The sequence below is a fragment of the Paenibacillus sp. FW101-FHT12H11 genome, assembly GCF_058790355.1.
The window spans coordinates 180167-202352 of the sequence record NZ_JBYTCO010000004.1; the positions used below are offsets into that span (position 1 = coordinate 180167).

Sequence of the window (22186 nt, forward strand, 5' to 3'; positions counted from 1 at the left end):
GGATAGAAGTTTTTTTAACGAGGGAGAGGGAAAGAGAATGAAAAAGATTCAGGACATGACGCTGAGAGAGAAAATCGGGCAGATGCTTCTTTGTGGATTTGAAGGCACGGAAGCGACAGAGCAGCTCAAAGCGCTGATTGCTGAACACCATATTGGCGGCGTTATTTATTTTGCGCGTAACGTAGAGCAAACTGGACAGGTAGCAGATCTATCTGAGCAGTTGCAGCAAATCGCCGAGCAATCGGACACGTTACCGCTTTGGGTTTCGATCGACCAAGAGGGCGGGATGGTTGCCCGTATTACGGAAGGCGTTGCTTTGATGCCAGGGCAGATGGCGCTTGCGGCGGGATCGATTGGGCCGAAAGAGGGAACAAAAGTTGGCATAAAAGATGCAGGCGACGCCGCATACCAAGCTGCGTTCATTTCGGGGAAAGAGCTTAGATCGCTTGGAATTAACTTGAACTTTGCTCCTGTGCTCGATGTGAATAATAATCCGGATAACCCTGTTATTGGCGTACGGTCATTCGGCGAGTCTGCCGAGCTTGTCGCTGAATTCGGACAGCGTTCGGTGCAAGGTTTCCAGGATGCTAACGTTGTTGCGACAGCCAAACATTTCCCTGGACATGGCGATACGAGCGTTGACTCCCATTTGGATTTGCCTACGATCAAGCATGAGCAAGAACGGATTCGTTCCTTGGAGCTTGTGCCATTCATCCAAGCGATCAAGGGCGGCGTCGATGCGATTATGTCATCGCATATTTATTTCCCGGCTTTCGAGTCCGAGAAGCTGCCTGCGACGCTTTCCAAGTCCGTGTTAACCGGACTGCTGCGCGAGGAGCTGGGCTACGAGGGCGTCGTGATGACAGACTGCATGGAGATGAATGCTATTGCAGAACATTATGGCACAGTTGCCGCAAGTGTTATGGCGATCGAAGCCGGGGCTGATCTTGTGCTCATCAGCCATAGGCTTGACCGCCAGATCGGCGCGATCGACGCGATTGAGCAGGCTGTTAATGAGGGGCGTCTGAGTGAAGAGCGCATCGACGCATCCGTGCAAAGGCTGCTCGCGCTCAAGGAGCGCCGCGGGTTGTTTGCGCCGCAGACGGGCTCGGCGGCTGAAGTGGGGACCGCGGAGCATTGCGCGGTCGCCCAGCGACTCAGCGAAGCCAGCATCACGCTCGTCAAGGACGTGCAGGGATTGCTGCCGCTGAAGCGTGTAAGAACACTAGCGGTCACCGTGGCCGCAGCGGTTTCGTCCGGCGTCGACGAAGCGTACGCCGGACCGGTAAGTCTAGGCGCAGCGCTTGCTGAGCGCGGCCTTGACGTGCTCGACCGCGTGCTGCCGTTGGCAGAGGTCGGCGGGTTGACGGGATCGGTGCTGGCAGCAGCTGAAGAAGCGGAGCAGATCGTCATCGGGACATACAACGCCCGATTCCATCCGGCGCAGGTCGAGCTGGTGCGCGCCCTGCAAGCACTCGGCAAGCCAGTAATCGTTGTCGCGCTGCGCGTGCCGTACGATTTGCTGGAGCTGCCGGAGGTTTCCACCTTCATCGCGGCTTACGAAAGCCGCCCGCTAGCGCTGCAAAGCACAGCCAAAGCTTTGCTCGGCGAGCTGGAGATGAAAGGCCGACTGCCAGTCACTCTAGGCGCTGGATATCCCGCAGGTTGGAAATGGGAGGGCGGACTGTGATGCTCCGTACCCTTCTCAACCAAACCTCGCTGACCGTAGCGGGCATCATGTCAGGTACTTCTCTGGACGGTATCGACGTTGCGATCGTCCGAATCGATGGCAGCGGGATTGATGCCAAAGTCAAACTGCTTCACTTCGAAAGCTTCTCCTACGAGGAGGAAGTGCGCGAAAAGCTGAAGCAGCTCTGCTCCATCGATCACTCGAATGTTGCCCTTTTGTGCGGCATGAACTTTGCCATTGCCGAGCGATTTGCTGACGCGGTTATGCAGACGGCTAAGGCGGCGGGAATGAGCATGGAGGAAATCGATCTCATCTCCACCCATGGACAAACCGTCTGGCACATCCCGGTGGCGGATGAAACCGATTCTTATTTGCCGAAATCAACGCTGCAAATCGGTGATTTATCCGTTATCGCCAAGCGGACCGGCCGTGTAGTTGTCGGCGACTTCCGCACCGCCGATATGGCGGTGGGGGGGCAAGGCGCTCCCCTTGCGCCTTACGGGGATTTCATTATGTTCCGCGATGCGGCCAAAGGGCGCATCCTGCAAAATATCGGCGGCATCGGCAATTGCACCGCAATCCCGGCACAGGGAGCAGCTGCAACGATGGATGATGCCAGCAAGCTGATTGCTTTTGATACAGGTGCAGGTAATATGGTCATGGATCAAGTCGTCTACGAGTTGTCCGAAGGCAAGCTAACTTATGATGCGGATGGCGCATGGGCTGCTCGCGGCCAAGTCCACACCGAGCTGTTGGAGGAGATGCTGGCGCATCCTTATTTTGCGCAGCTTCCTCCGAAGACCACGGGGCGCGAGCTGTTCGGCAAAGCCTACACGGCGGCATGGCTCAAAAGCGCATTGGCTCGCGGACTCGCTCACGAAGATATCGTCGCTACAGCGACGGCGTTCACCGCGCACTCCATTGCTCGCGCTTATAAAGATTTTGTTCTGCCGCACTGCGTCATAGCGGAAGTCATCGTAAGCGGCGGCGGGGCGCGCAATCTTACGCTGCTTAACATGATGCAGGAGCTGCTCCCTGAGCAAGCGATCCTCACTTCCGACGAGCTTGGCATCTCCGGCGACGCCAAGGAAGCCATCCTGTTCGCCCTGCTGGGGAACGATTGTATCCACGGCGTGCCGAATAATTTGCCGTCAGCGACAGGCGCGGAACGCCTGACTGTCATGGGCAAGTTGGCTTTGCCTTAAATAATAACCTGCAAAACATACATCAAATATCGCGATTCCACGCCATTTTGGGCTGTGGGGTGCATTTTTGATGTATGAAATGCAGGTTTTTTTATGTTTATGGCTATTTCTTTGCGGAATTTATGCAGTTTGTATCCAAAGTAGCGAGAACGGGACTCGCCTTGGGGATGAGTCTGAGTCTAACGGACTGAGATGCTTCTATTTGAGCGATTCGAGCTCAATATGAAATTTAACGGACATGAGAGACGTTAATGAGCGTGAGATGGCCTAAATCGGCCAATTATCAAGCGAATAAAGGCTCTCAGGTCCGATAGCCTTTTGATATTGGTCAAAATAGCCAATATAAGAGCTGTGGTGTCCGTTATAGTTTATAGTCTGGGCGGAGAGTGAGTGTAAGAGTGATAAGTGGTGGTGAAGTGGAGATGAGTCGGAGTAGTCAGGGTAGTGAGGTTTGATCACTTTATTGTAGATAGCTCAGAATTTGCGTTACTTGGGGATATTGGTCACAATGCAACCCACAAAAAAACAACCGGGAGAGCCCGCAAGAGCGTATCCCGGCTGTTTTTATTTTGTTGAGCTCACCTGCAAAAGGTGGGCTTCTTTGGTTTTATCAAAATGCGTCAAGGTGAAGAGGTAATCACCCTTGTAATAGCTGTTCGTGTAGGTGCCATTCCCGGCACCTACTTCGGTTTCCATCACGACGTAGCCGGCATCGTTCGGCTCGCCGCGCTTTTTGACGGTCTCGATGGCTGGCTGCAGCAGCGCCAAAGGCTTCGAGCCCCAAATGCTAAGCGAAGTGACAACCGCCTCCTTCGGGTTGCCCTTCGCTGGCTCTACCAGCAGCGACAGCTGGTAGGCCGGATAGCTCAGCAGCAGCTTCACGCCTGCCGTTGCTGCTGCTGTATCGCCCGCGCCAGCGCCTGCGGCAGCCGGCGTGGAAGCCCCAACGGCAGCCTCACCAGCGCTTGCGCCAGTGTCAGCGGCGGCTGCCATAGCCCCCGCGGAGGCGTCAACCGCCGCCTCCTGGCCCGCAAGCATGACGCTGGCATCCTGCAGCGTCACTTCCGCCGGTTTGCCCAGCAAGTCTTCGACTTTCTTGCTGGACAAACCGAGGAAGCCCTGCAGGCTGGCTTGACCGCCTGCAAAAAAGCTCCGCAGCAGCGGCGCGCCGTCTGCGTCAAATACCGTGCCAAGGCCGTCATAGACGCCGACCTTGAAATCGCCCTTGTAGACGAGTTTGCCCAACTCGTCGTACGCTTCTCCGGCGCCGTTCAGGGCGCCGTTCACATACGTGCCCTTGAAACGGGGCACGCCCTTCTCATCGAAGGCGGTGCCTTCGCCGCCGTACGTGCCCGCCAGGAACTGGCCTTTAAACTTCATCAGGCCGCTGGGGTAGTACTCGGTTCCTTCGCCGGAGTAGCTGCCGTTCTTAAAGCCGCCTTCATAAACGAGAAGGCCTTTGGTATCGTAAAGCTTACCGGCTCCGCTATATTGGCCCGCTGCAAATTCCCCTTCATATTGGGCTATGCCGCCCGAAGAGAACAGCTTGCCTGCCCCATTGTAAAGGCCGCCGTTAAACGCGCCCTCATAAAGCAGATCGCCGCTTGGGGCAAACAATTTTCCGGACCCGCCGTATTTGCCATTTTGAAATTCTCCGATATACAGCACTTTCTGACCCGACGTATACAGGGTGCCGGCCCCGTTGTAGGCATCTCCCGCAAAAGCCCCTTTATACAGCAATGTGCCTTGTTCGTCATAAAGCGATCCGGCTCCTGATTTCTGTCCTTTTTCAAAATCGCCATCATAAGCGAGAACGCCGTTCTTGTGATAAAGCTTGCCTTTGCCTGCATACAGCCCGTCAACTAAGCCGCCTTCATAGCGCGCTGCTTTCTCGGCGCCGACTACTTTGCCATTCCCTGAGAAGCTGGTCAGCTTTGTGGTGTTCTCCTGCAGAACAGGAACCCGGTTCAACCATTTATTCACAATCGCAGGCGGGCGTATGAAGATAAAAAAGATTAGGACGAGAATCAACAAGGTGATGAAAAGCAGCAGCCTTTTGGAGACGTAGTAGGGGCCGATCAAAATATAGTTTTTTAACGAGGTCTCACGCGTTTGCAGCATGACTCTAAGAATCTGTTGAAACTTAATGATCGCTAGTTTGGGCAGCCTTCCAATGGTTTGAAAGGCTTTCATAACATGTCCGATGAAAGGCGCTACGACGGGCCTTAGCACTTTTTCAATGGTTTTGACCGGCTGAATCTCCAAATGATTTCACTCCTAAAAGGACGCTCGATTTTTAAATAAAAATGCGTTAAGGCACCTGAATGGTCATTTGCCCTGGCTGCTGAACTTGAATGACGCCGCCCCAATTGCACATGCATTTGGAGGAGTTGTTCAGAGCCGGCATGTTAGCGACGAGTACCGTCGGCGAACCGGGGACCCAAGGAGCCGCTGTTACCGGTATGCAGGGCATGGGCGTTAGCACGCCGAATGCCGCTGCTGTTGCTGCGGCAACCATAGGATTAGCCATGGAATTACACATGCCGAATGGCAAAATGTTCACCATCGGTTTATTATCCATAATGTTTGCGATGGGCATCGCGGTCATGACCATATTCGCTGGCAGCACCATTAACGAACTGGGCGCCGCGCCGAAAGAACATTGCAGCATGGCACCGCCGCAGACAAGGTTCCCCATGGGATACCTCCATTCATGTAACAAGTATTTATATAGCAGGATCCGATGCAGTTGTAGTTTCTGTTACTTTTATACTACTAGAAAAGCAGATAACCATCAATCTATTACTATATTCGATTCTTTTCGCTAAGTTTCTCCAAAAGATGGGTGCGAGAGTGTAAGAGATATTGTACTATAAAGGAAGAGTTGCAAGCGAGCGGAGGGATTCAGAGTGGCAGGGTTAAAAGCAGTAAAGCTGGGACTCGTAGTGCTGCTGTCGGCAGCGCCTGTTCTGGCAGCAGGACCAAGTGTGGAAGCTGCGTCGGTAAAAGCTTTAACCATGAAAGAAGCGATGGATCAAGGCTTGAAAATAAGTTCTGTCCTGCGGGACGCCAAAACGGATATTTCAAAGAAAAAGCTGGAGCTGGAGCAAGCGCAGCATGCTGTGAAAAGTGAGGAGGCGAAGGCTTCCGGTCTTTTTGCCAAGCCCCGGAATTTAAGCCAAGACCTGGCGACACGTTTGAAGGTGCCTGAGGCCAGCAAGCAGCTGTACATCGCACAGGAAACACTTCGACAATCGATGAATACGGTTCGGTTTGATGTGCAAAAAGCATATTTAACGGCTTATCAGGATGAAGCAGCGGAAGAGAACGCACGCAAGAAATGGGAGGACGCCAAAACGGCGCTGGAGACGGTTAAAAAGAAGCGGAAATTCGGGCTTGCTGACAGTGCCGAGCAGGAAGAGGCGGAGAAGACGCTGGAGAAGGCTGCATCCGTCTATAAACAAGCGCAATTGACGGCCAAATCAAGCCGTTTGGCGTTAGGCAAGCTGCTTCAGTTGGATATGGAGAATAAAGTGCAGCTTTCTTTTGAACCGGATTACGCAAATCTGGATCAGAAGCAGCTGCCGGCCTATATAACCAGCGGGCTCAAATCGACGGTCAGTCTGCTGAAAGATACGGAGGATCGGCGTTTGGCTGATCATAAGCTAAGCACGACACGTGATTTGTACAGCTCCAAATTTGGCAGCAGCCGTATGAAGGTTATGGATGGTCTGTATAAGGCTAAGGATATCGACATGGACATGTTTCTGGCCAGTTATGAAACGACGTTGTCACAGGTAAAGAAAGATTGGGAAGGTTTTTTCCTTTTGCTTGGATTTATTCCGATTCCCAAATCGTTGCTCCAAGGGGAGTTTGACGGACTGCGTTACCTTGACGACCTGCGGGATGCGTTACCTATTGCCACTATGGAACAAAATAAGGCGGTTCTGCAGGAGAAGGAAAGCAGAACAGCGGTTATAGCAGCAGTGAGAGCCTCCTATATGGAAGCAAAGGGTACGGAGGAAGGTTACGCGCAAGCTTTGCGCGATAAGGATAGTGCTGTAAGCGCGCTGGATAAAGCGGCTCAGAAGGTGAAACTCAGCTTAATGAAAACCGACGAGCTTGCGGCTTATAAAGAAGCGGTGAGCAAGGCGGACGAGCAAATTCTAACGGCCCAAATGAGCTATGAAGCTGCGCTTGGCAAGCTGGACATCGACACAGGCGGGGCTGTTGCAAAAACGTTGAAGAAGGGCATCTTGCCTTATCGGAATTTGGATGACGGGCTCGCCGCCGTCAAGCCGCAAAATCCAACGGCGCCTGCGGGCTCTTGGAAATTGAAGCCGGCCGTCGGTCCGCTGCTTAGTGATTTTAGCGTGACGGTGAATAAAAAGCTCGGCGCCACGGACTATGCGTTGTTTACCAAAGATGGTAAAGCGATCGGTAAACGCACCAAGACGAATAAGGCTGTGCGACAATTAACGCTTAAACTTAGTCAAATCGACAACTTGAAGGTTGTGCTCTACGCGAAGGGGAAAGCGATTGGGGAATTGCTGCTGGAAGGCAAAGGAAATGCCGGACAGTTGGCGGCGGCAGAGACTGAGGGCACGAATGGTGAAGCAAATGGCGGAAGCTCGGTGGGGAACGGGACAACTGGCAGTGAGAACGGTTCTGGTGCTGATGAGGAAAAAGGGCCAGGTACCGTTATCATCGGTTCCTACAAAGTACAGCTGGATGCGTTGACCCCTGAAGCCTATAATGCGGCTTCGGCAACGATGACTTCATCGGGACAGGGGATCTTTTATAAGGCGGATGAGCCTGGAGCGGTCTGGTTCGGCATGGATAATGCCGTAGACCCCAGCGCAATCGCCGATCCGGCGAGTTCCGCAGCGCTTTCACAGAAGGATGCGGAGGCTTTGAAGGTCACCGTGGAGATTGCAAAGCCGGGTGCTATTGCTTCTCTGCAAACGCCCGAACAGCTGCAGCAGCAGATTGACACGCTGAAGAAAGATATTGTGAAGCTGGAGGCGGCCAAGGAAGCGGCCGTTACGGATATGAAGCTGAGCGAGATCGCCGACTTGGCGGTCGAGATCAAGGATGCGCAGGCCCAGCTCGGGATGCTGGAGGCGCTGCAGAAAGGCGACAGCCAGGCAGCCCTTCAGCAGATGGAGCTGGTGAACAACCCGGACGCGCTGATCGCAGCGCTGTCCGAGGAGACCGAGACACCGCCAGGCGAGCCCGGCGGTGAAGCCCCCCCAGGCGGCACAGCGCCTGGGAAGGACGTGGCCAGCGAGGATGCGCTGGCCGGGCAGGCTGAGCTCCAGCAGACGAAGCTGGAGCAAGCCCTCGCCGCCGGCGAGCCGGAAGCTGCTGCAGCGGTGCTGCAGCAGCTCCTGGCGACGCAGGCGCAGCTCGCGGATGCGCAAACGGGCGCATCCGAAGGACAGGCTTCGCTCGCAGAAGCGAAGCTGAAGCTGGAGACTGCGCTGAAGCTGGCGCAGGCGCAGGGGGACACGGAGCGGGTCGCGACGCTGACCCGCTCGCTCGAAGCCGTCGCCGAGGCGGTGGCGACGGCGAAGAAGGACGCGCTGTTCGCGCAGCTGGACGCCGTGCAGGTGCTTGCGGCAGCGCTGCCGCAAGAGGCGGGCGTGCAGGCGCAGCTTGAACAGCAGGTCACGAAGCTGCTGGAGGAGCTGCAGCAGCAAGAAAAGGCCAAGTATACGCCTGAGGAGCAGGCGGCCTTGGCCGATGTTTCAGCTTCATTGGCGGCCAGCTCAGCTAGTGCATCCATTCAACCGATTCCGGCAGAAAACGTGCTTTCTCCCAATATTTTCATCAAATTTGATGCTCCGCCTGTTATAATAAACGGGCAGGCATATTTACCTATAAGATCCGTATCGGAGTCGTTCGGTGCCGCCGTAGATTGGGACCAAGATACTCTCACGGTTACGGTCAGCACGGAATATAGGACGATCACGAGCCGTATCAGTGAAGACAAAGCTTATGTTGATGGCGATCCTGTGCAAATCGACGGTCCGGCCCTTCTGCTTGAAGGAAGGACGTATGTCCCATTAAGATTCATAGCAGAATCCTTGGGACTGCAGGTGGATTGGAACGCACCGACGCAAATCATTCAGATTTCATATTAGAGGAGATTAAAGAGCGATGAAGAAATCGATTGCGGCATTGCTGCTCGTACTGCTGCTTCTGGGTGCTGCTGGAACCTACCTTGGATTAAACAGGGAAAGCTTCACACTATGGCCTTTTCACAAGAGCATGCCATTCGACGGTTTATCGAAGGCGATCTCGGATGGGCATAACAATTTGTTTGTCATCGATAACGCGAAGAAGACGATTCACAAGCTGAACGGGGATGGTGTACTTCAGTACTCCATTACGAGCGAGACCGGGAAAAACGGGGAAGTATACCGTTTTAACGATATGGCTGTCGATGATTTGGGATATCTCTACACGATTCGCACCTTGCTTGATCCTTACGGGATTGCAGTGAAGTCCGAGCAGATTGTTCGCTATACGCCGGATGGGCAGTTCGACCGCAGCTTGTTCTCGCAGGAATACAATGATGCGCAAACCCAGCGGTATAGATTGGGGTCTTTGCGAAATGTTCAGGTTCACGATGGGATGGTCTATTTCTTCAATGACGAAGTACAGCAGTTAACCCTCTATCAAGCTCCGGTCGGCAAACAGGAGACATCCGAGCCCAAGTTGGTCTACACGATAAAGCTCCCGCAAAATAAATTTGTCGCTGAGGCAGACGGCTTTAAGCCTGGCGAGATCTACTATTCAACGCGCAGCGGAGAGATCTATCGCGCTTTTGGCGACGGGCATTCCGAGCTTGTTTATCCGCTTCCCGGGCTGGATCGCACAAGACGCAATTTCCCTGAAAGCCTGCATCTGGATAATCAGGGCCGCCTGATCTTCATCGATTTTAACAATAAAATGATTTCCCGGCTTGATCCTGCACAGCCTTACACGATTGAAGGGCTGGTAACCGAAGAGAAGGCGAAAGCAAACGGCATAGACCTTGCTTTTGATGCCACTTCGAGTTCCATCGCGCAGGATGGCAGCCTTATTATCGTAGAATCAACGCAAATTAATCGCCGCCTGCCGGATGGAACCATTACGCCGTCCATGGTAGAGGCTCTATACAGCCAGCCGGTAAGAACCCAATTGTTTGTACATTGGTCGGTTGCCGTAGCGGCTCTAATCCTTGTGTTGTATGCGATCAAGCTTGTCTTCTTCAATTTGCTGCAGCGGCGACTTCCTTTGATGATGAAGCAGATCCTCATCCTGGTGCCGGTCATTGCGGCTTCGATGATTCTGCTGTCGACTGTCATTTATGAGAGTTTCTCGAAGAAAATGGAAGAGGAAACGTTTAGCGAGCTTATTTTACTGGCCAAAAACGGTCAAAATCTCGTCGATGGCGATAAGCTGGAAAGTATGACGTCACCGCTTGATTACAATGGTGCAACCTATCAATCTTTCCGCCGCAAGATTCAATCGGTTTTTGAAAATAACGCCAGCGATGATAATCAAGGCTTTTATAAAGCGGTATATAAATATGAAAATGGGGTCATTTATCGGATTCTAGAAGATGATGATGGCATGCACATGTTCAATCCTTTCCAACAGACGCCTGAGAATCAGCAGGTTGTGCTTGAAGGTAAGCCAGCTACGGGACAATGGCAGGATTTCTCCGGCGAGTGGCGTTATGCGATTGCTCCTATTTTTAACTCAGCGGGTAAAATTGTCGGTGTTTTCGAAACGAGTAAAAACCTGGATGGCATCCTGAAGCATCGCCAGGCGGTACTTCAATCGATTATCCGCAATATTGCGCTCATTTCCGTTGGTTTGCTGCTTGTACTCGTTGTCATGACCTATGTATTGCTGTCATCAATCCGGAAGCTGCGCAATAGCGTCGGCGAGATTGCCAAAGGCAATTGGGACACGGTTGTTACGATCAACACGCGCGACGAGGTGTCAGATCTGGGCGACAGCGTCAATACGATGGCAGCCCGTATTCGGGACTATATTACCAAGGTAGAGAATTTTAGCCAGTCCTACTACCGTTTCGTTCCTCAGCAGTTTTTGCGATTCTTGAACAAGGAAAGCATTCTGGAGGTTGAACTTGGCGATCAAGTAGAGAAAAACATGTCGATTTTGATTTTTAACATCCGAAGCTTCTATTTGCTTTCCAAGAAGCTCACGCCGGAAGAGAACTTCAACTTCGTCAATTCGTTCCTTAGCCGGTTCGGCCCTTATGTCCGCAAGCATCAAGGTCTTATGAACAAGTATCTGGGTGCTGGCTTCATGGCACTTTTCCCGAATCAAGCGGATGAAGCGCTGCAGGCGTGCGTTGAGATGCGCAAGGAGCTGGATCTTTACAATTCGCATCGGGCAAAAGTCGGCTATTCGCCGCTGGATTTCGGTATCGGCCTGCATAAAGGACCGCTCCGTCTCGGGATTATCGGCGAGCAGCAGCGCCTGGAAGGCAATGTGATTTCTGACGGTGTGAATGTGGCAAGTATGCTGGAGAAAATGACGGAACCGCTCGGCGCATCCATTCTCATTACCGATCATGTGGTGCAGTCGCTGCAACAACCGACAGCCTTTCAATACCGAAACCTGGGATTGATTCAGGTAGAAGGAGTGAAGGAGCCGCTTCGATTGTTCGACGTTTATCAGGGCGATCCCGATACGATTCGGGTGCTTAAAGAGAAGACTAAGACGCTATTCGAGCAGGCGGTCACGTATTACCAGGTAGGACGTTTCTATGATGCAAGAGAAGCTTTCTTGATGGTCATTAAACAGAATCGTCAGGATAAGGCGGCACAGCTATACTTCTATATTTGTGATGAATATTTCCAACATGGTACGACAGCAGAGTGGAATGGCACATTATCTGTTTCATGATGAAAGAGGCGAACTTGATATGCAAGTGCACGAGTTGACCACAGAGAGAGACGCACAACGGATTACGGAATTTTATTTATCTTCCTCCTCATTTGATGATCAAAGGCATACGCCGGGGGAGTTGGAGCATTTTCGCAATGCTCCCCTGCTTAGCTTGACTCAGCGCAATCATTGGCATTGGTTTATTGAGAATGAAGCCGGAGAGATTATTGCGGTGACCAGCTGCAAAGAAAATGAGCATCAATCCGGTGGTTATTTATGGGATTACTTAGCCGTACATCGCGATTATCGCCGGCATGGCTTTGCGAAAGTTTTGTTTCAAGCGCTAGAAACGTTCTCGAGAGAAGCGGGGGGGCGCTACATTCTTACGTATACATGTGATTTACCCGAATACCAACCTATTCAAAAAATGTTCCGGGCGAACGGCTTTGAACTCATCGGCACTTACCCGAATTACTATTACGAAGGCGAAGCGCGATTAGCTTTCTATAAACCGCTTATTGAAGACAAATGATAGATTGGACCTGATGATATGCAAGGAAGCTTAACCAGATGGATGGGACTGCGGACGGAAGATATCCGAAAGCTGTGGATGATGCTGCCGATCTTTTATTTTAGCGGGATTGCGGAATCATTGAACTATACGGCATTTATGGCCCTTTTTAACCAAAGATTCGGCGTGCAGTATTTGCCCTACATCTATATTGCCGAAGCGGCCATCATGCCTCTGGAGGGTTGGTTGCTGGCAAAGCTGGCCAATCGGTTGCCGAAGGCCAAATTGATGACGACGCTCTATCTGTTGATGATCGGTTTACTGGTGTTGAACGGTGCGGTGCTGCTGGGCTTCAAGCTGGGCGGCATTGACTTCCGCTATTATTATCCCATTATGTTCATCTCCTCCAACTTTGTTGTCAGGCAGCTGACGCTGCTCTTGTGGAGCACAGCTTTTGACTTATGCCCTACGCAGCAGGCCAAAAGATTGATGCCTGTGTTCATCGCGTCCACGACGACGGGTGGAATTACCGCCGGCTTGATTGCTCATCAAATCGGCAAGCTGCTAGGAACGGAAGCCGTCTATGCGCTCGCTCCGGTGTTGATGGTGTTCGGCTTCCTCTTTTTTCGAAAGGCGCTCGCGCGCTACTTGGTGCCTTTAACGTTAAAAGAAGATCTGCGGCTGAAAAGCCAGAGCGGAACGGTTCAGGCAGAGGAAGAAGAACAGCAGCTGCCTGCCGGTTACTATGCCAAGCAGATGCTGCGCAGCCCGTTCCTATTGTGCGCAGTTGCGCTAATGACGCTGATGCCGGCCGTGTATTTCATGATCGAGTATCAGTACTTTACCGCGGCGGAAGCCAAGTTTCCACTTGAGGGCGATTTAACCTCTTTTTACGGCTTAATTACGGCGATTCAATTCACGTTCTGCCTTTTGCTGCAGACGGTGTCTACACGCTTAATGAATTGGCTCGGCGCAAGCAATATGCTGCTCGCCATCACCGTGGTATTCTTCGGCGGATTCGGACTTACGGCCTTATTTATGAATCAGTCCCTTGGATTGGCGCTGGTTTCGGGTTCCTATGCCATCTTCTATATTTTGCTGTATTACATTGCAGAACCTTGTTATCAGCTTTTTTTCAAAATGATGCCCATCTCCAAAAGGGACGGCTATCGTTATTTTGCTCAAGGTGTCGCTGCCTCAGGCGGGATCTTGATCGGCTCCTTGCTATCGTTGCTGCATTCCTTCGGCTTGATTCAGCTGTCGCTGCTAGCTTGGCTAGGCGTGGGTTTGGCGGTCGTTCTCGTCATTGTCGCTTGGTACGGCAGGCACTTATACATCCGCGAGCTGGTTAAAAGTGTGCAATCGCTGCATGCTGATTTGTCTGATATTGCGGAGTCCTTTATCGGGGGCATCCGCAGTTCCAAGGCGCTTTCCGCCATGCTGGGCTACTTGAAGCATCCGAACGATTATGTGCGGGAGCTGGCGCTCGAAGTCATCGGCAAAGCGAAGGATTCCGCGTTTCTGCCCCATTTGATCGGGATGATCGGGGAAGAAAGCTCACGCATCCGTATAGCCGTGCTGCGCGCGATGAATCTCCAAAGCGCTACGATTCAAGATCTCGTACAGGTTGCGTCTTTCCTTGAGGACGAAGACCCGGAGGTGCGTGCGGAAAGCGTGAAACTGATTTCGAAAGCAACGCATTTGAAAAGCCAGTCGCACTTTTTCATTCGCGTCAAGCTGTTGGATAACCATCCGAGGGTTGTACATGAAGGGGTTAAGGCGCTTTACTCGCTCGAAAGCGAAGAAAGCTATCAAGCATGCGACGAGGCGATTATCAAAATGCTCGATAACGGCGGCGAATGGGCTGTCTATGGCTGCCATACCGTAGCGGATCTGAAGCTGGACAGCTATTCCGCTTGGGTGTTGTCGCTGCTCGATGATCATCGGCCTGCGGTTAAAGTTGCCGCTGCGGCCTGTCTCGGTAAGCTTAGCCACGTCGAGGCGATTCCGATTCTTCTGAACATGGTGCCTTTGGCGGATCAGGAGCTGCGCAAAGCGATTCTTCAAGCCTTGGTCGATATGGGCGATAAAGCATTGCCGACCCTGTCGGGCAGCCTGAACCATGCGAATCCTTTCATCTGGAACGCAGCCGTTACTGCTCTGGCAGAGCTGCTCGATGAAAATAAACTGAGAACGCAGCTCGTTGACCCTTGCGTAAATCGCATGCTAGCTTCGACGCAGGAACGAGCTTTGTCGGAAGCTCTGCTCCAACTGGGCATGAAGGGATTAGCGGAGCTTGCGAATCAACGGTGCGTTGAGCTGCACAATGCGCTTGTCGGCGGGGCTTGGGCCGTTATGGCCAAGTTCGTTGACGAACGTGTTGTGGCGACGCTGCGCGAAGCAACCAAGGACGAGAACGAAGAGGTCCGGGAGAATGCGCTTGAGGTGTTGGCCGAGGGGCTGGGGGACCGTAAATTGGCTTTGGCCCTGCTGGAATTATTGAAGCAAGGAACGGCCAGCAGCGATACAGCGATGACCCAGCCGCTCAAGTTGCTGCAAGAAGCTGCGAGATGGTCGGACGATTGGCTGAAGGATATTGCGGTTTACGCATTAAGTTCACTGGAGCGTGATGGGATGAGAGAAGAGCGCAAGTTTTTGACCATGCTGGATAAAGTTATTTTCCTGAAGCAGGTATCCTTATTCGCCGATTTGTCAGTGGATGAACTGGGGTTAATTGCTGGTATTGCGACGGAAGAAGTCCACGAAGACCTCACCTATTTACTGCGCCGGGGGCAAAGCAATTCCGCGATGTATTTAATTATTGAGGGCAATGTTGAGCTGAGCAATGAGACGGGTGTAGGTGAGACAGTAACGATTGGCGTTCTGGGACCCAAACAACCATTTGGGGAAACGACGGCTCTGGACGGATCGCCTTCTGCCGTTACAGCTCAGGCTATTTTCGATGAAGTGCGAGTGCTTGCGCTGCAAGGTGAAAGTCTTTCCCGACTGGTGAGATTGTATCCAGAGATCGGCATCGGCCTGCTGCATGCCTCAAGTGCCCGTGTTCGCTTGCTGGAAAATATGCTTTTGAAAATGGCTTAAATGGGCTAGGTGGATAAGCAGAGAGGGCGGGACGAACGTGTCAGTAGAGACCATCGTGTTAAGCAATGATCTGAAGGAGCTTGAGCGGTTAGGCGTATTCTTAAAAGGGCTGTCACCGGCGATGGGCATGGATGATCAGACGTTATTCCAATTGAATTTGGTCTGCGACGAGCTGGTAACCAATGTCATTCTCTATGGGCACCCCCCGGAGGAGTGCGGTATGCACACGATCCGTCTCGACATTGGGGCTGCTGCAGATAGCTGGGAGCTTTGCCTGACGGATCGCGGAGTGCCTTTTAATCCGCTGCTCAAGGCAAGCCCCCGGGTTGATCTTAGTATGGACGAGCGTGGCATCGGCGGTCTGGGTATTCACTTTGTGAAACAAGTGATGGATGATATCCGCTATGAGCGTCTGAACGAAGAGAATATACTGATGATGACAAAACGCCGAATTCAGAAGGAGGGAATATCATGAATGTAACGGAGAGTATGCAGGGGGACATCGTCCTGCTGAGCTTAAATGGCAGACTGGATGCCAATACGTCAGCGAGTTTGGAAGCCGCTTTCTCGAATCTGGTCGAACAAGGGAAGGGCAAGTTTGTTTTTGATCTGCAAGGACTTGACTATGTGAGCTCCGCAGGACTTAGAAGCTTATTGTCCGCAGCGAAAATGATCAAGGTCATCCAAGGCAAGTTGGCGCTTGTGCGCATGAATGAGAATGTCAAAGAGGTTTTCGATATGTCAGGGTTTAGTTCCATTTTTTCGATTTATGACAAGGAAGATGATGCGATCCATGCCATTTCCTAGCCGAACGAGTAAGTGTGAAAGCCGAGCCCACGAACTGGGGAGGCGTACGAAATGAATATCGTCGTAGGTGCTCTTCTTCTTGTTTGCTTGGTGATTGGCATCGTGTGGCAGCTTAGCGAACGAAGGCGCAAGACGGCTGATCTGGAGCTTCAGCGGACGATGCAGTTGTTCGATGTCAGCTTGGAAGTGAACTCGACGATTCACAAACAGGATTTGCTGATCAAAATCATGGAGACCTCCTCCCGCATCATGAATGCAGAAGCTTCTTCCGTCATCTTGGTCGATGAGGAAAAAGATGAGCTGTTTTTCGACCTTGCGCTTGGTGAAAAGGGCGATGAAGTCCGTGAAATTCGCCTCAAAATCGGCGAAGGCATCGCCGGCTGGGTGGCCCAGACCGGCCAATCGGTCAAAATCGACGATGCAGCGCAGGACGAGCGCTGGTCCTCGAAGGTCGCCAAACGTGTCGATTACCCGACGCGCAACATGCTTTGCGTGCCGCTGGTGAGCAAAGGTAAAATTATCGGCGTGCTGCAGGTGCTGAACAAGCGCGAGGATGTGCATTTTACCGACCGTGATTTGCAGCTACTAGAGTCCATTGCTTCTCCGATCGCGGCATCTTTGGAGAATGCCATGCTCTACGACGTTTTGGAGAAGACGACGGCCGCCAAAGAACGAATGGAAAGCGAGCTGCGCATCGCAACCAACATTCAAATGGGCTTCTTGCCACGTCAAGGCTTGTACATGACGGCGGATGCCAATGAAATTACGGCGGAAGCAAGGGCTTTTATTCGTCCGGCACGTGAGGTCGGCGGCGACTTTTACGATTATTTTCGACTTGGCGACGATAAGTTGTTTTTCGTTTTGGGGGATGTATCGGATAAAGGAATTCCTGCGGCGTTGTTCATGGCGGTTACGATGACCTTGCTCAAGGGGAAAATGAGCCCGGATATGTCGCCTGGAGAGCTGCTTACAGCCGTGAATCAAGAGTTGTACAAGGACGATTCGACGATGTTTGCGACGATTTTCTGTGGTGTGCTTCATGTAGGCACGGGGCGTCTGCAGTACTGTGACGGCGGTCATTGTCCGCCATACATTGTCCGTGGTAACGGGGATGTGGAACAGCTGAAGGGGAAAAAGGGACTTCCGCTTGGCGTCATGGATGATATGCTATATGCGGATAACGAAGTGACGCTTGACCAGGGTGACCGCCTGATCATGTATACGGATGGCATTACGGAAGCAGAAAACCGGCAGCAGGAGCAATACGGCTTCTCGCGACTTCAAGAGCTTTTACAAAAGGAGTTGTCGAGCCAGCCGGCACAGCTACTGGAACAGATGACCCAGGATGTTGACCATTTCGCCAATGGCGCTATCCAATCGGATGATATTGCCGTGCTCATTATAGATCGAAAACCAAACAAAATGTAACCTCAAAAATCAGCAGGTATGATATAGTGAAAATTAGAAGACATCATGCGCTCAGATACGGATAATGATGGGGCGCAAGCCGTCAATTGATGGCATTTTACTTAGTACGACCATTCTAGGAGGGTTCATATGCCAATGCATCTATCGCGTATCAACAGGCAGCCAGATACTTCCCTGCACAATCAACATCGTAATAAGAGTCATTCACAAGGGCAGTCTGCAGGAGCAGATCTTATGAATATACAACGGGCTATTGGGAATAAAGCGGTAGGCAGTATGCTGTCCATACAGACGAAATTGACGGTTGGGCCGGCCGGAGACGCTTATGAACAAGAGGCGGATCAAGTTGGCAAAGAAGTGGCGGACAAAATTGCAGCATCGGAAAATAGCGGAGCTTCCGCTGATGTGCAGCGGAGCGAAAGTGGAGAGTCGGAAGAGGAAGAGCTGCAGATGAAGCCGTCCTCGGAGACGATCCAGCGGAGCGAAGGCGGAGAGATGGAAGAGGAAGAGCTGCAGATGAAGCCATCCTCGGAGACGATCATCCAGCGGAGCGAAGGCGGAGAGATGGAAGAGGAAGAGCTGCAGATGAAAGCTTCCGACGGCGAAGCGTTTGATGCGGATGCTTCCGTTGAATCGGAGATTAAATCCATGCAAGGCAGCGGCAGTAAGATGGACGCGCAAATTCAGGCGAAGATGGAATCGGCCTTTAATGCGGATTTCAGTAATGTTAACATTCATAATAATCCACAGTCGTCGGAGATTAGTGCTTCGTTAGGCGCAGAAGCTTTTGCAACAGGGAATGATATCTTTTTCCGTGAAGGGCGCTATAATCCGGATTCGCGCGAAGGTCAGGAGCTGCTTGGACATGAGCTAACGCATGTTATCCAACAGCGAGGCGGCAAATAAAGCGAATCTCGTATAAGCAACAGGGGGAGCGATGTCGCCTGTTGCTTTTTCGCGTGTGGGAGTAGGTGAGTGTATCCCTGTATCCCGTTCACATTTGCACAGAAGCATTGGGAAGAAGTATATTTGCACTTGAGAAAGTTAAGAATGAGCAGATTAAACGAGTAAGCAGATGAAGAATTAAGCGGCCTAGTGAAAGCATTGGGCAGAAGAAAGTAGGAGGGCGGACACATATGCTGCCAGATCATGTACACGAGCGTCATTTCGCGCAATTAGGGCTCTTAAAAGAGATTTTGGATGAGACAGGCCTTGCCACCAATTTGTTGGAGAAATCAGACGCGATTCCGCTTCACGTGCTGATGGCCGGTTTTCAAGAGGATAAAAAGGAACGGGAACGGTTCCTGCACTTTAGCTTTTTACCTTTGAACGACGAAGAGATCGCTGCGATTCAGCTGCTGCAAATATACAGTACGCTTCCTTTTCACCTTGAAGAGGGGAAGCGCGAAGAGGTTGCCGCCTTGCTGCTTGAGATCAACACGCGGTTGCCGATTGGCCATTTTGGCATTAATGAGCATAATGAGCTGCATTACCGTTATGTGTACAGCATCTCGGCTGCGCGCTCTTTTGACAGTGAGGAAGTGCTGGAGATTTTGAGCTTGTTCGTTTATATGTGTGATATGTTTGCCGATCACGTGGAGCTGGTGGCCAGCGGTGAAGCGGATGCCGAGCAGGTTGTTCAGGCACTAAGAGGTTAATCATCAACGCCGAAAAGGGCTGTCCCGAATGTAGAGTTATCTACCGACGGGAAGCCCTTTTTGCGTTCGGGTTAATCTTACTTTTTCGATATAACGGGCAAAAAAACCGAATAAAGCAGCCCACTTACGCGCTAACGGACTCAGGCGCCGCTATTCGATGAAATAGAGCCCTTTTCAAAATCTAACGGACACAGCAGCCGCTATTTTCCTCTACAGCAGCGTTTTTCGCTGCTTTAAGGTGCAATAACGCTTCTGGAGTCCGTTAGCTCAAAAATCAGGCTATTTTATTGGAAATAGCGCCTGTGGGGTCCGTTACAATTGGCTGTTGTAGCACTAGGCAAAGTCTAGCTCATTAATCGCGTACACGAACAGGCTGTCTTCGCTATACACCAATTTCCGCGGACCAGAAGTTCCTCTAAAGATGATGCCGCTGCTTTATTTCACTCTCTCCTGCAAAAGCTCAACAAGCTGTTTGCCGGGATCCTTCATCATTTGCCCGCCATTGCCACCGGCAGGACGATTGCCGCCGTTGCCACCGTTCTCGCGAGGTTGTTTCCCAGCGTTCGTGCCTTCAGAACCGGCCCCTGCATTCGGTGAAGCCGAAGAGGAAGGTGCGCCTGAGGCGTCCGGTTTCCCGCCTTTTTGCCCATTAAAGTTGCCACGCGTGCCATCGCCTTGGTTCCCGCCGCCATTCCCGCGATTGGCCATCTTGCTCGCAGCGTCGTCGATGAACTTCTTCTGCGCGTCCGTCAGCTTCTCGAGCAGCTTCGTTTTGTTCTCGTCACTGAGCTCAGCCTTGGTTTCGATGTCCTGTGCAACAGGAAGCATAACTTGGGCTTGATCCTTAGTAATTGCAAGTCCTTCCGCTTTGTCCATCATGAGAAGCGTTTGGAAGGTGCTGAACAACTGTCTTTGCGCCTGGCTCATAGCGGGACGATTCTGCCCCTGCTGCTTCGCATCTGCCGAAGGTTGCGCGCTCGCTTGAGGTTGCGCTGTACTTGCCGCTGCTTGCTGAGGGGAAGCTTGGTTGCCGCAACCGCTGAGCAAAGCGGGAAGAAGAATGCATAAGCCGGCTATTTGTTTCATTTTAATTTTCATATGTCTATGTACCACTCCTATCGATAGTCTTCCATTTCATTCTCATTGTACGGCGTAATTATGAAAAAAAAGAGAAGGGAAGCTGAATAGGAGATAAATGTTAGCTTAAAAATGGCTGAGTGGGATGTGATTGAACTTTATTGCATGAATATCGTCTTTTAATTTATCATCCATAATTTGTATTTGGAGCGAGCAATGAGAAGATATCAGGGATTAGAAATCAGTTTGCTTTTTACTAGTCTATTATTTATGGCTGCCTGTGATCAGGTAAACGTGCAAGTGGAAAAAGAAAACCGTAGTTCAAGCCATACACAAGTTGTTGTGATTGGTTCGGAAATAGAAGGAGCCTATCTGGCTAGGGCAGCGATCGATGAGGGGGTATCGGTCACTATTTTAGATCCCAGAGAACATCCGGGAGGACAGCTCATACAAGGACAAATGCAGTTTTTGGATGAGCCCGTCGATGACCAAAATCGGTCCTTGCTCCAAGGAAGAGTTAAGGAACTTTTTAATCGCTATAAAAAAGGTGAGATAAGAAAAACAAATGAATTTGCACAGTATTTCAATACACTCATAAAGGGGGTACCACTTGAATCTGGCATTTCAATTACCAATATTGATAGGATGAAAGATGCGGTTACAGGTACCCAGAAGATTAAGGCCATAACCTATCGTTCAAAGGAAGGATCAGAAAAAACGATCACTGCAGACTACTGGGTAGAAAATACGGATTTCAACGCTTTAGTAGGTGGCCTTGAACTGGAACGTATTCCAGGCATTGAGACTGTATTCGGCGGACCACGACAGTACATGGCAGCTTCAATCATGATGAAATTTCGCAACATAGATTGGGAAAAGTTCCAGAGGGAAACGAATCGCTTAACCAAAATAGATTTAGAAAATAAATACGGTTCAACTACTACAGTTACAGATAAATTTACATGGGGCTTTGGGAAGGTTGGAGCGACATTTACACCAAGTAACAGAGAAGTATTTCTCCGGGGGCTTAACGTGATTAATCAACGAGATGGTGAGGCCCTGATTAATGCCCTATTGTTATTTAATGTGGATCCTTCAGACAAGGAAAGTGTACAAGCTGCATTAGACAGAGGAAAGGCGGAGACGCTTCGTATCTTACCTCATCTTCGTGAACAATTGATTGGTTGGGACAAAGCTGAAATCAATGGCTTTCCAGATTATTTGTACATTCGTGACTACAACCGTTACCAAACTGAGTATGTTTTGCAGGCAGCGGACCTGATGAGTGGCAAAATGTTCTGGGATAACGTGAGTATAGGTGGATACCCGATTGATCTCCAGGGAACAGCAAGTCACACATGGGGGCAACATAGCGGTGATCCCGACAAATATGGGATGCCATTACGTTCTTTTATTCCTAAGGGGTTTGCAAACGTCATTCTAGCAGGCAAAAACGTAGGAGCCTCGTCTGTCGCTTATGGCAGTGCGCGCATTCAAGCCAATACGTCTTTAGCTGCTGAAGTCATAGGTATACTACTTGGGCAATTAAAAGAAGGGCAGGATTTAAGTAGACTAGCACAAAATGAGATGCAAGCTATTCATGAATATATAAAGGGTAAGTATGGAATTACCCTGAATGGGATATCGGCCAATAATAAAATGGGAGACTTGACTGAAGAACAAATTGAGCAGTTGAATAAAGGGAAACTCTTGCTTCCGTAGGGGGTACTCTGTAAGTACTATGAGAGCAAAGTTCCTTTTACCTCCAAATTAAAGAAGAAGCTGCACGGGCAGC

General features: G+C 51.1%; 15 protein-coding genes. 12 read left to right on the forward strand and 3 right to left on the reverse strand.

The window, feature by feature from the left end:
- Positions 1 to 37 precede the first annotated feature (37 nt).
- Entirely contained in the window at positions 38 to 1690 is a 1653-nt protein-coding gene (gene nagZ, locus AC3WTJ_RS14410; protein WP_492522359.1) for a beta-N-acetylhexosaminidase, read from the forward strand.
- Positions 1690 to 2895, forward strand: a complete 1206-nt coding sequence (locus AC3WTJ_RS14415) for an anhydro-N-acetylmuramic acid kinase (protein ID WP_492522700.1) — start codon at positions 1690 to 1692, stop codon at positions 2893 to 2895. Before nagZ ends, AC3WTJ_RS14415 begins: the two co-directional genes overlap by 1 nt.
- Positions 2896 to 3459: 564 nt before the next feature.
- On the opposite strand, the gene AC3WTJ_RS14420 is transcribed toward AC3WTJ_RS14415, so the two are convergent.
- The gene (locus tag AC3WTJ_RS14420) at positions 3460 to 5160 is read right to left on the reverse strand and encodes an MORN repeat-containing protein (RefSeq protein ID WP_492522360.1); all 1701 of its coding nucleotides are present in this window, start codon (positions 5158 to 5160) and stop codon (positions 3460 to 3462) included.
- A 46-nt stretch (positions 5161 to 5206) separates the two neighbouring features.
- Entirely contained in the window at positions 5207 to 5593 is a 387-nt protein-coding gene (locus tag AC3WTJ_RS14425) for a DUF4280 domain-containing protein (RefSeq protein ID WP_407869658.1), read from the reverse strand.
- 211 nt (positions 5594 to 5804) lie between these two features.
- On the opposite strand from AC3WTJ_RS14425, the gene AC3WTJ_RS14430 reads away from it, so the two are divergent.
- The 9 genes from AC3WTJ_RS14430 to AC3WTJ_RS14470 all read left to right on the forward strand — a co-directional run bounded on the left by AC3WTJ_RS14430 (position 5805) and on the right by AC3WTJ_RS14470 (position 19314).
- Positions 5805 to 9041, forward strand: coding sequence for a stalk domain-containing protein (locus AC3WTJ_RS14430; RefSeq protein ID WP_492522361.1), 3237 nt, complete (start codon positions 5805 to 5807; stop codon positions 9039 to 9041).
- 16 nt (positions 9042 to 9057) lie between these two features.
- Positions 9058 to 11826: an adenylate/guanylate cyclase domain-containing protein gene (locus tag AC3WTJ_RS14435; protein WP_492522362.1), complete on the forward strand. Its 2769-nt coding sequence runs from the start codon at positions 9058 to 9060 to the stop codon at positions 11824 to 11826.
- A complete protein-coding gene (locus AC3WTJ_RS14440) occupies positions 11804 to 12340 on the forward strand; it encodes a GNAT family N-acetyltransferase (protein ID WP_315953012.1) in 537 nt (178 codons plus the stop codon). Before AC3WTJ_RS14435 ends, AC3WTJ_RS14440 begins: the two co-directional genes overlap by 23 nt.
- An 18-nt stretch (positions 12341 to 12358) precedes the next feature.
- Complete coding sequence (locus tag AC3WTJ_RS14445; protein ID WP_492522363.1) at positions 12359 to 15421, forward strand: HEAT repeat domain-containing protein; 3063 nt, start codon at positions 12359 to 12361, stop codon at positions 15419 to 15421.
- A gap of 37 nt (positions 15422 to 15458) precedes the next feature.
- Entirely contained in the window at positions 15459 to 15896 is a 438-nt protein-coding gene (locus AC3WTJ_RS14450; RefSeq protein ID WP_492522364.1) for an ATP-binding protein, read from the forward strand.
- Complete coding sequence (locus AC3WTJ_RS14455; protein ID WP_492522365.1) at positions 15893 to 16228, forward strand: STAS domain-containing protein; 336 nt, start codon at positions 15893 to 15895, stop codon at positions 16226 to 16228. The genes AC3WTJ_RS14450 and AC3WTJ_RS14455 overlap by 4 nt, the downstream gene beginning before the upstream one ends.
- Positions 16229 to 16279: 51 nt before the next feature.
- A complete protein-coding gene (locus tag AC3WTJ_RS14460; RefSeq protein ID WP_492522366.1) occupies positions 16280 to 17656 on the forward strand; it encodes a PP2C family protein-serine/threonine phosphatase in 1377 nt (458 codons plus the stop codon).
- A 129-nt stretch (positions 17657 to 17785) separates the two neighbouring features.
- Positions 17786 to 18562, forward strand: a complete 777-nt coding sequence (locus AC3WTJ_RS14465; RefSeq protein ID WP_492522367.1) for an eCIS core domain-containing protein — start codon at positions 17786 to 17788, stop codon at positions 18560 to 18562.
- A gap of 230 nt (positions 18563 to 18792) precedes the next feature.
- Positions 18793 to 19314 carry a YbjN domain-containing protein gene (locus AC3WTJ_RS14470; RefSeq protein ID WP_492522368.1) on the forward strand — a complete coding sequence of 174 codons (522 nt, stop codon included), beginning with the start codon at positions 18793 to 18795 and terminating at the stop codon, positions 19312 to 19314.
- A 435-nt stretch (positions 19315 to 19749) separates the two neighbouring features.
- On the opposite strand, the gene AC3WTJ_RS14475 is transcribed toward AC3WTJ_RS14470, so the two are convergent.
- Positions 19750 to 20412: a hypothetical protein gene (locus AC3WTJ_RS14475; protein WP_492522369.1), complete on the reverse strand. Its 663-nt coding sequence runs from the start codon at positions 20410 to 20412 to the stop codon at positions 19750 to 19752.
- A 195-nt stretch (positions 20413 to 20607) separates the two neighbouring features.
- Here AC3WTJ_RS14475 and AC3WTJ_RS14480 point away from each other — a divergent pair, with 195 nt between their 5' ends.
- The gene (locus AC3WTJ_RS14480; protein ID WP_492522370.1) at positions 20608 to 22113 is read left to right on the forward strand and encodes an FAD-dependent oxidoreductase; all 1506 of its coding nucleotides are present in this window, start codon (positions 20608 to 20610) and stop codon (positions 22111 to 22113) included.
- The last annotated feature ends 73 nt before the right edge of the window (positions 22114 to 22186 follow it).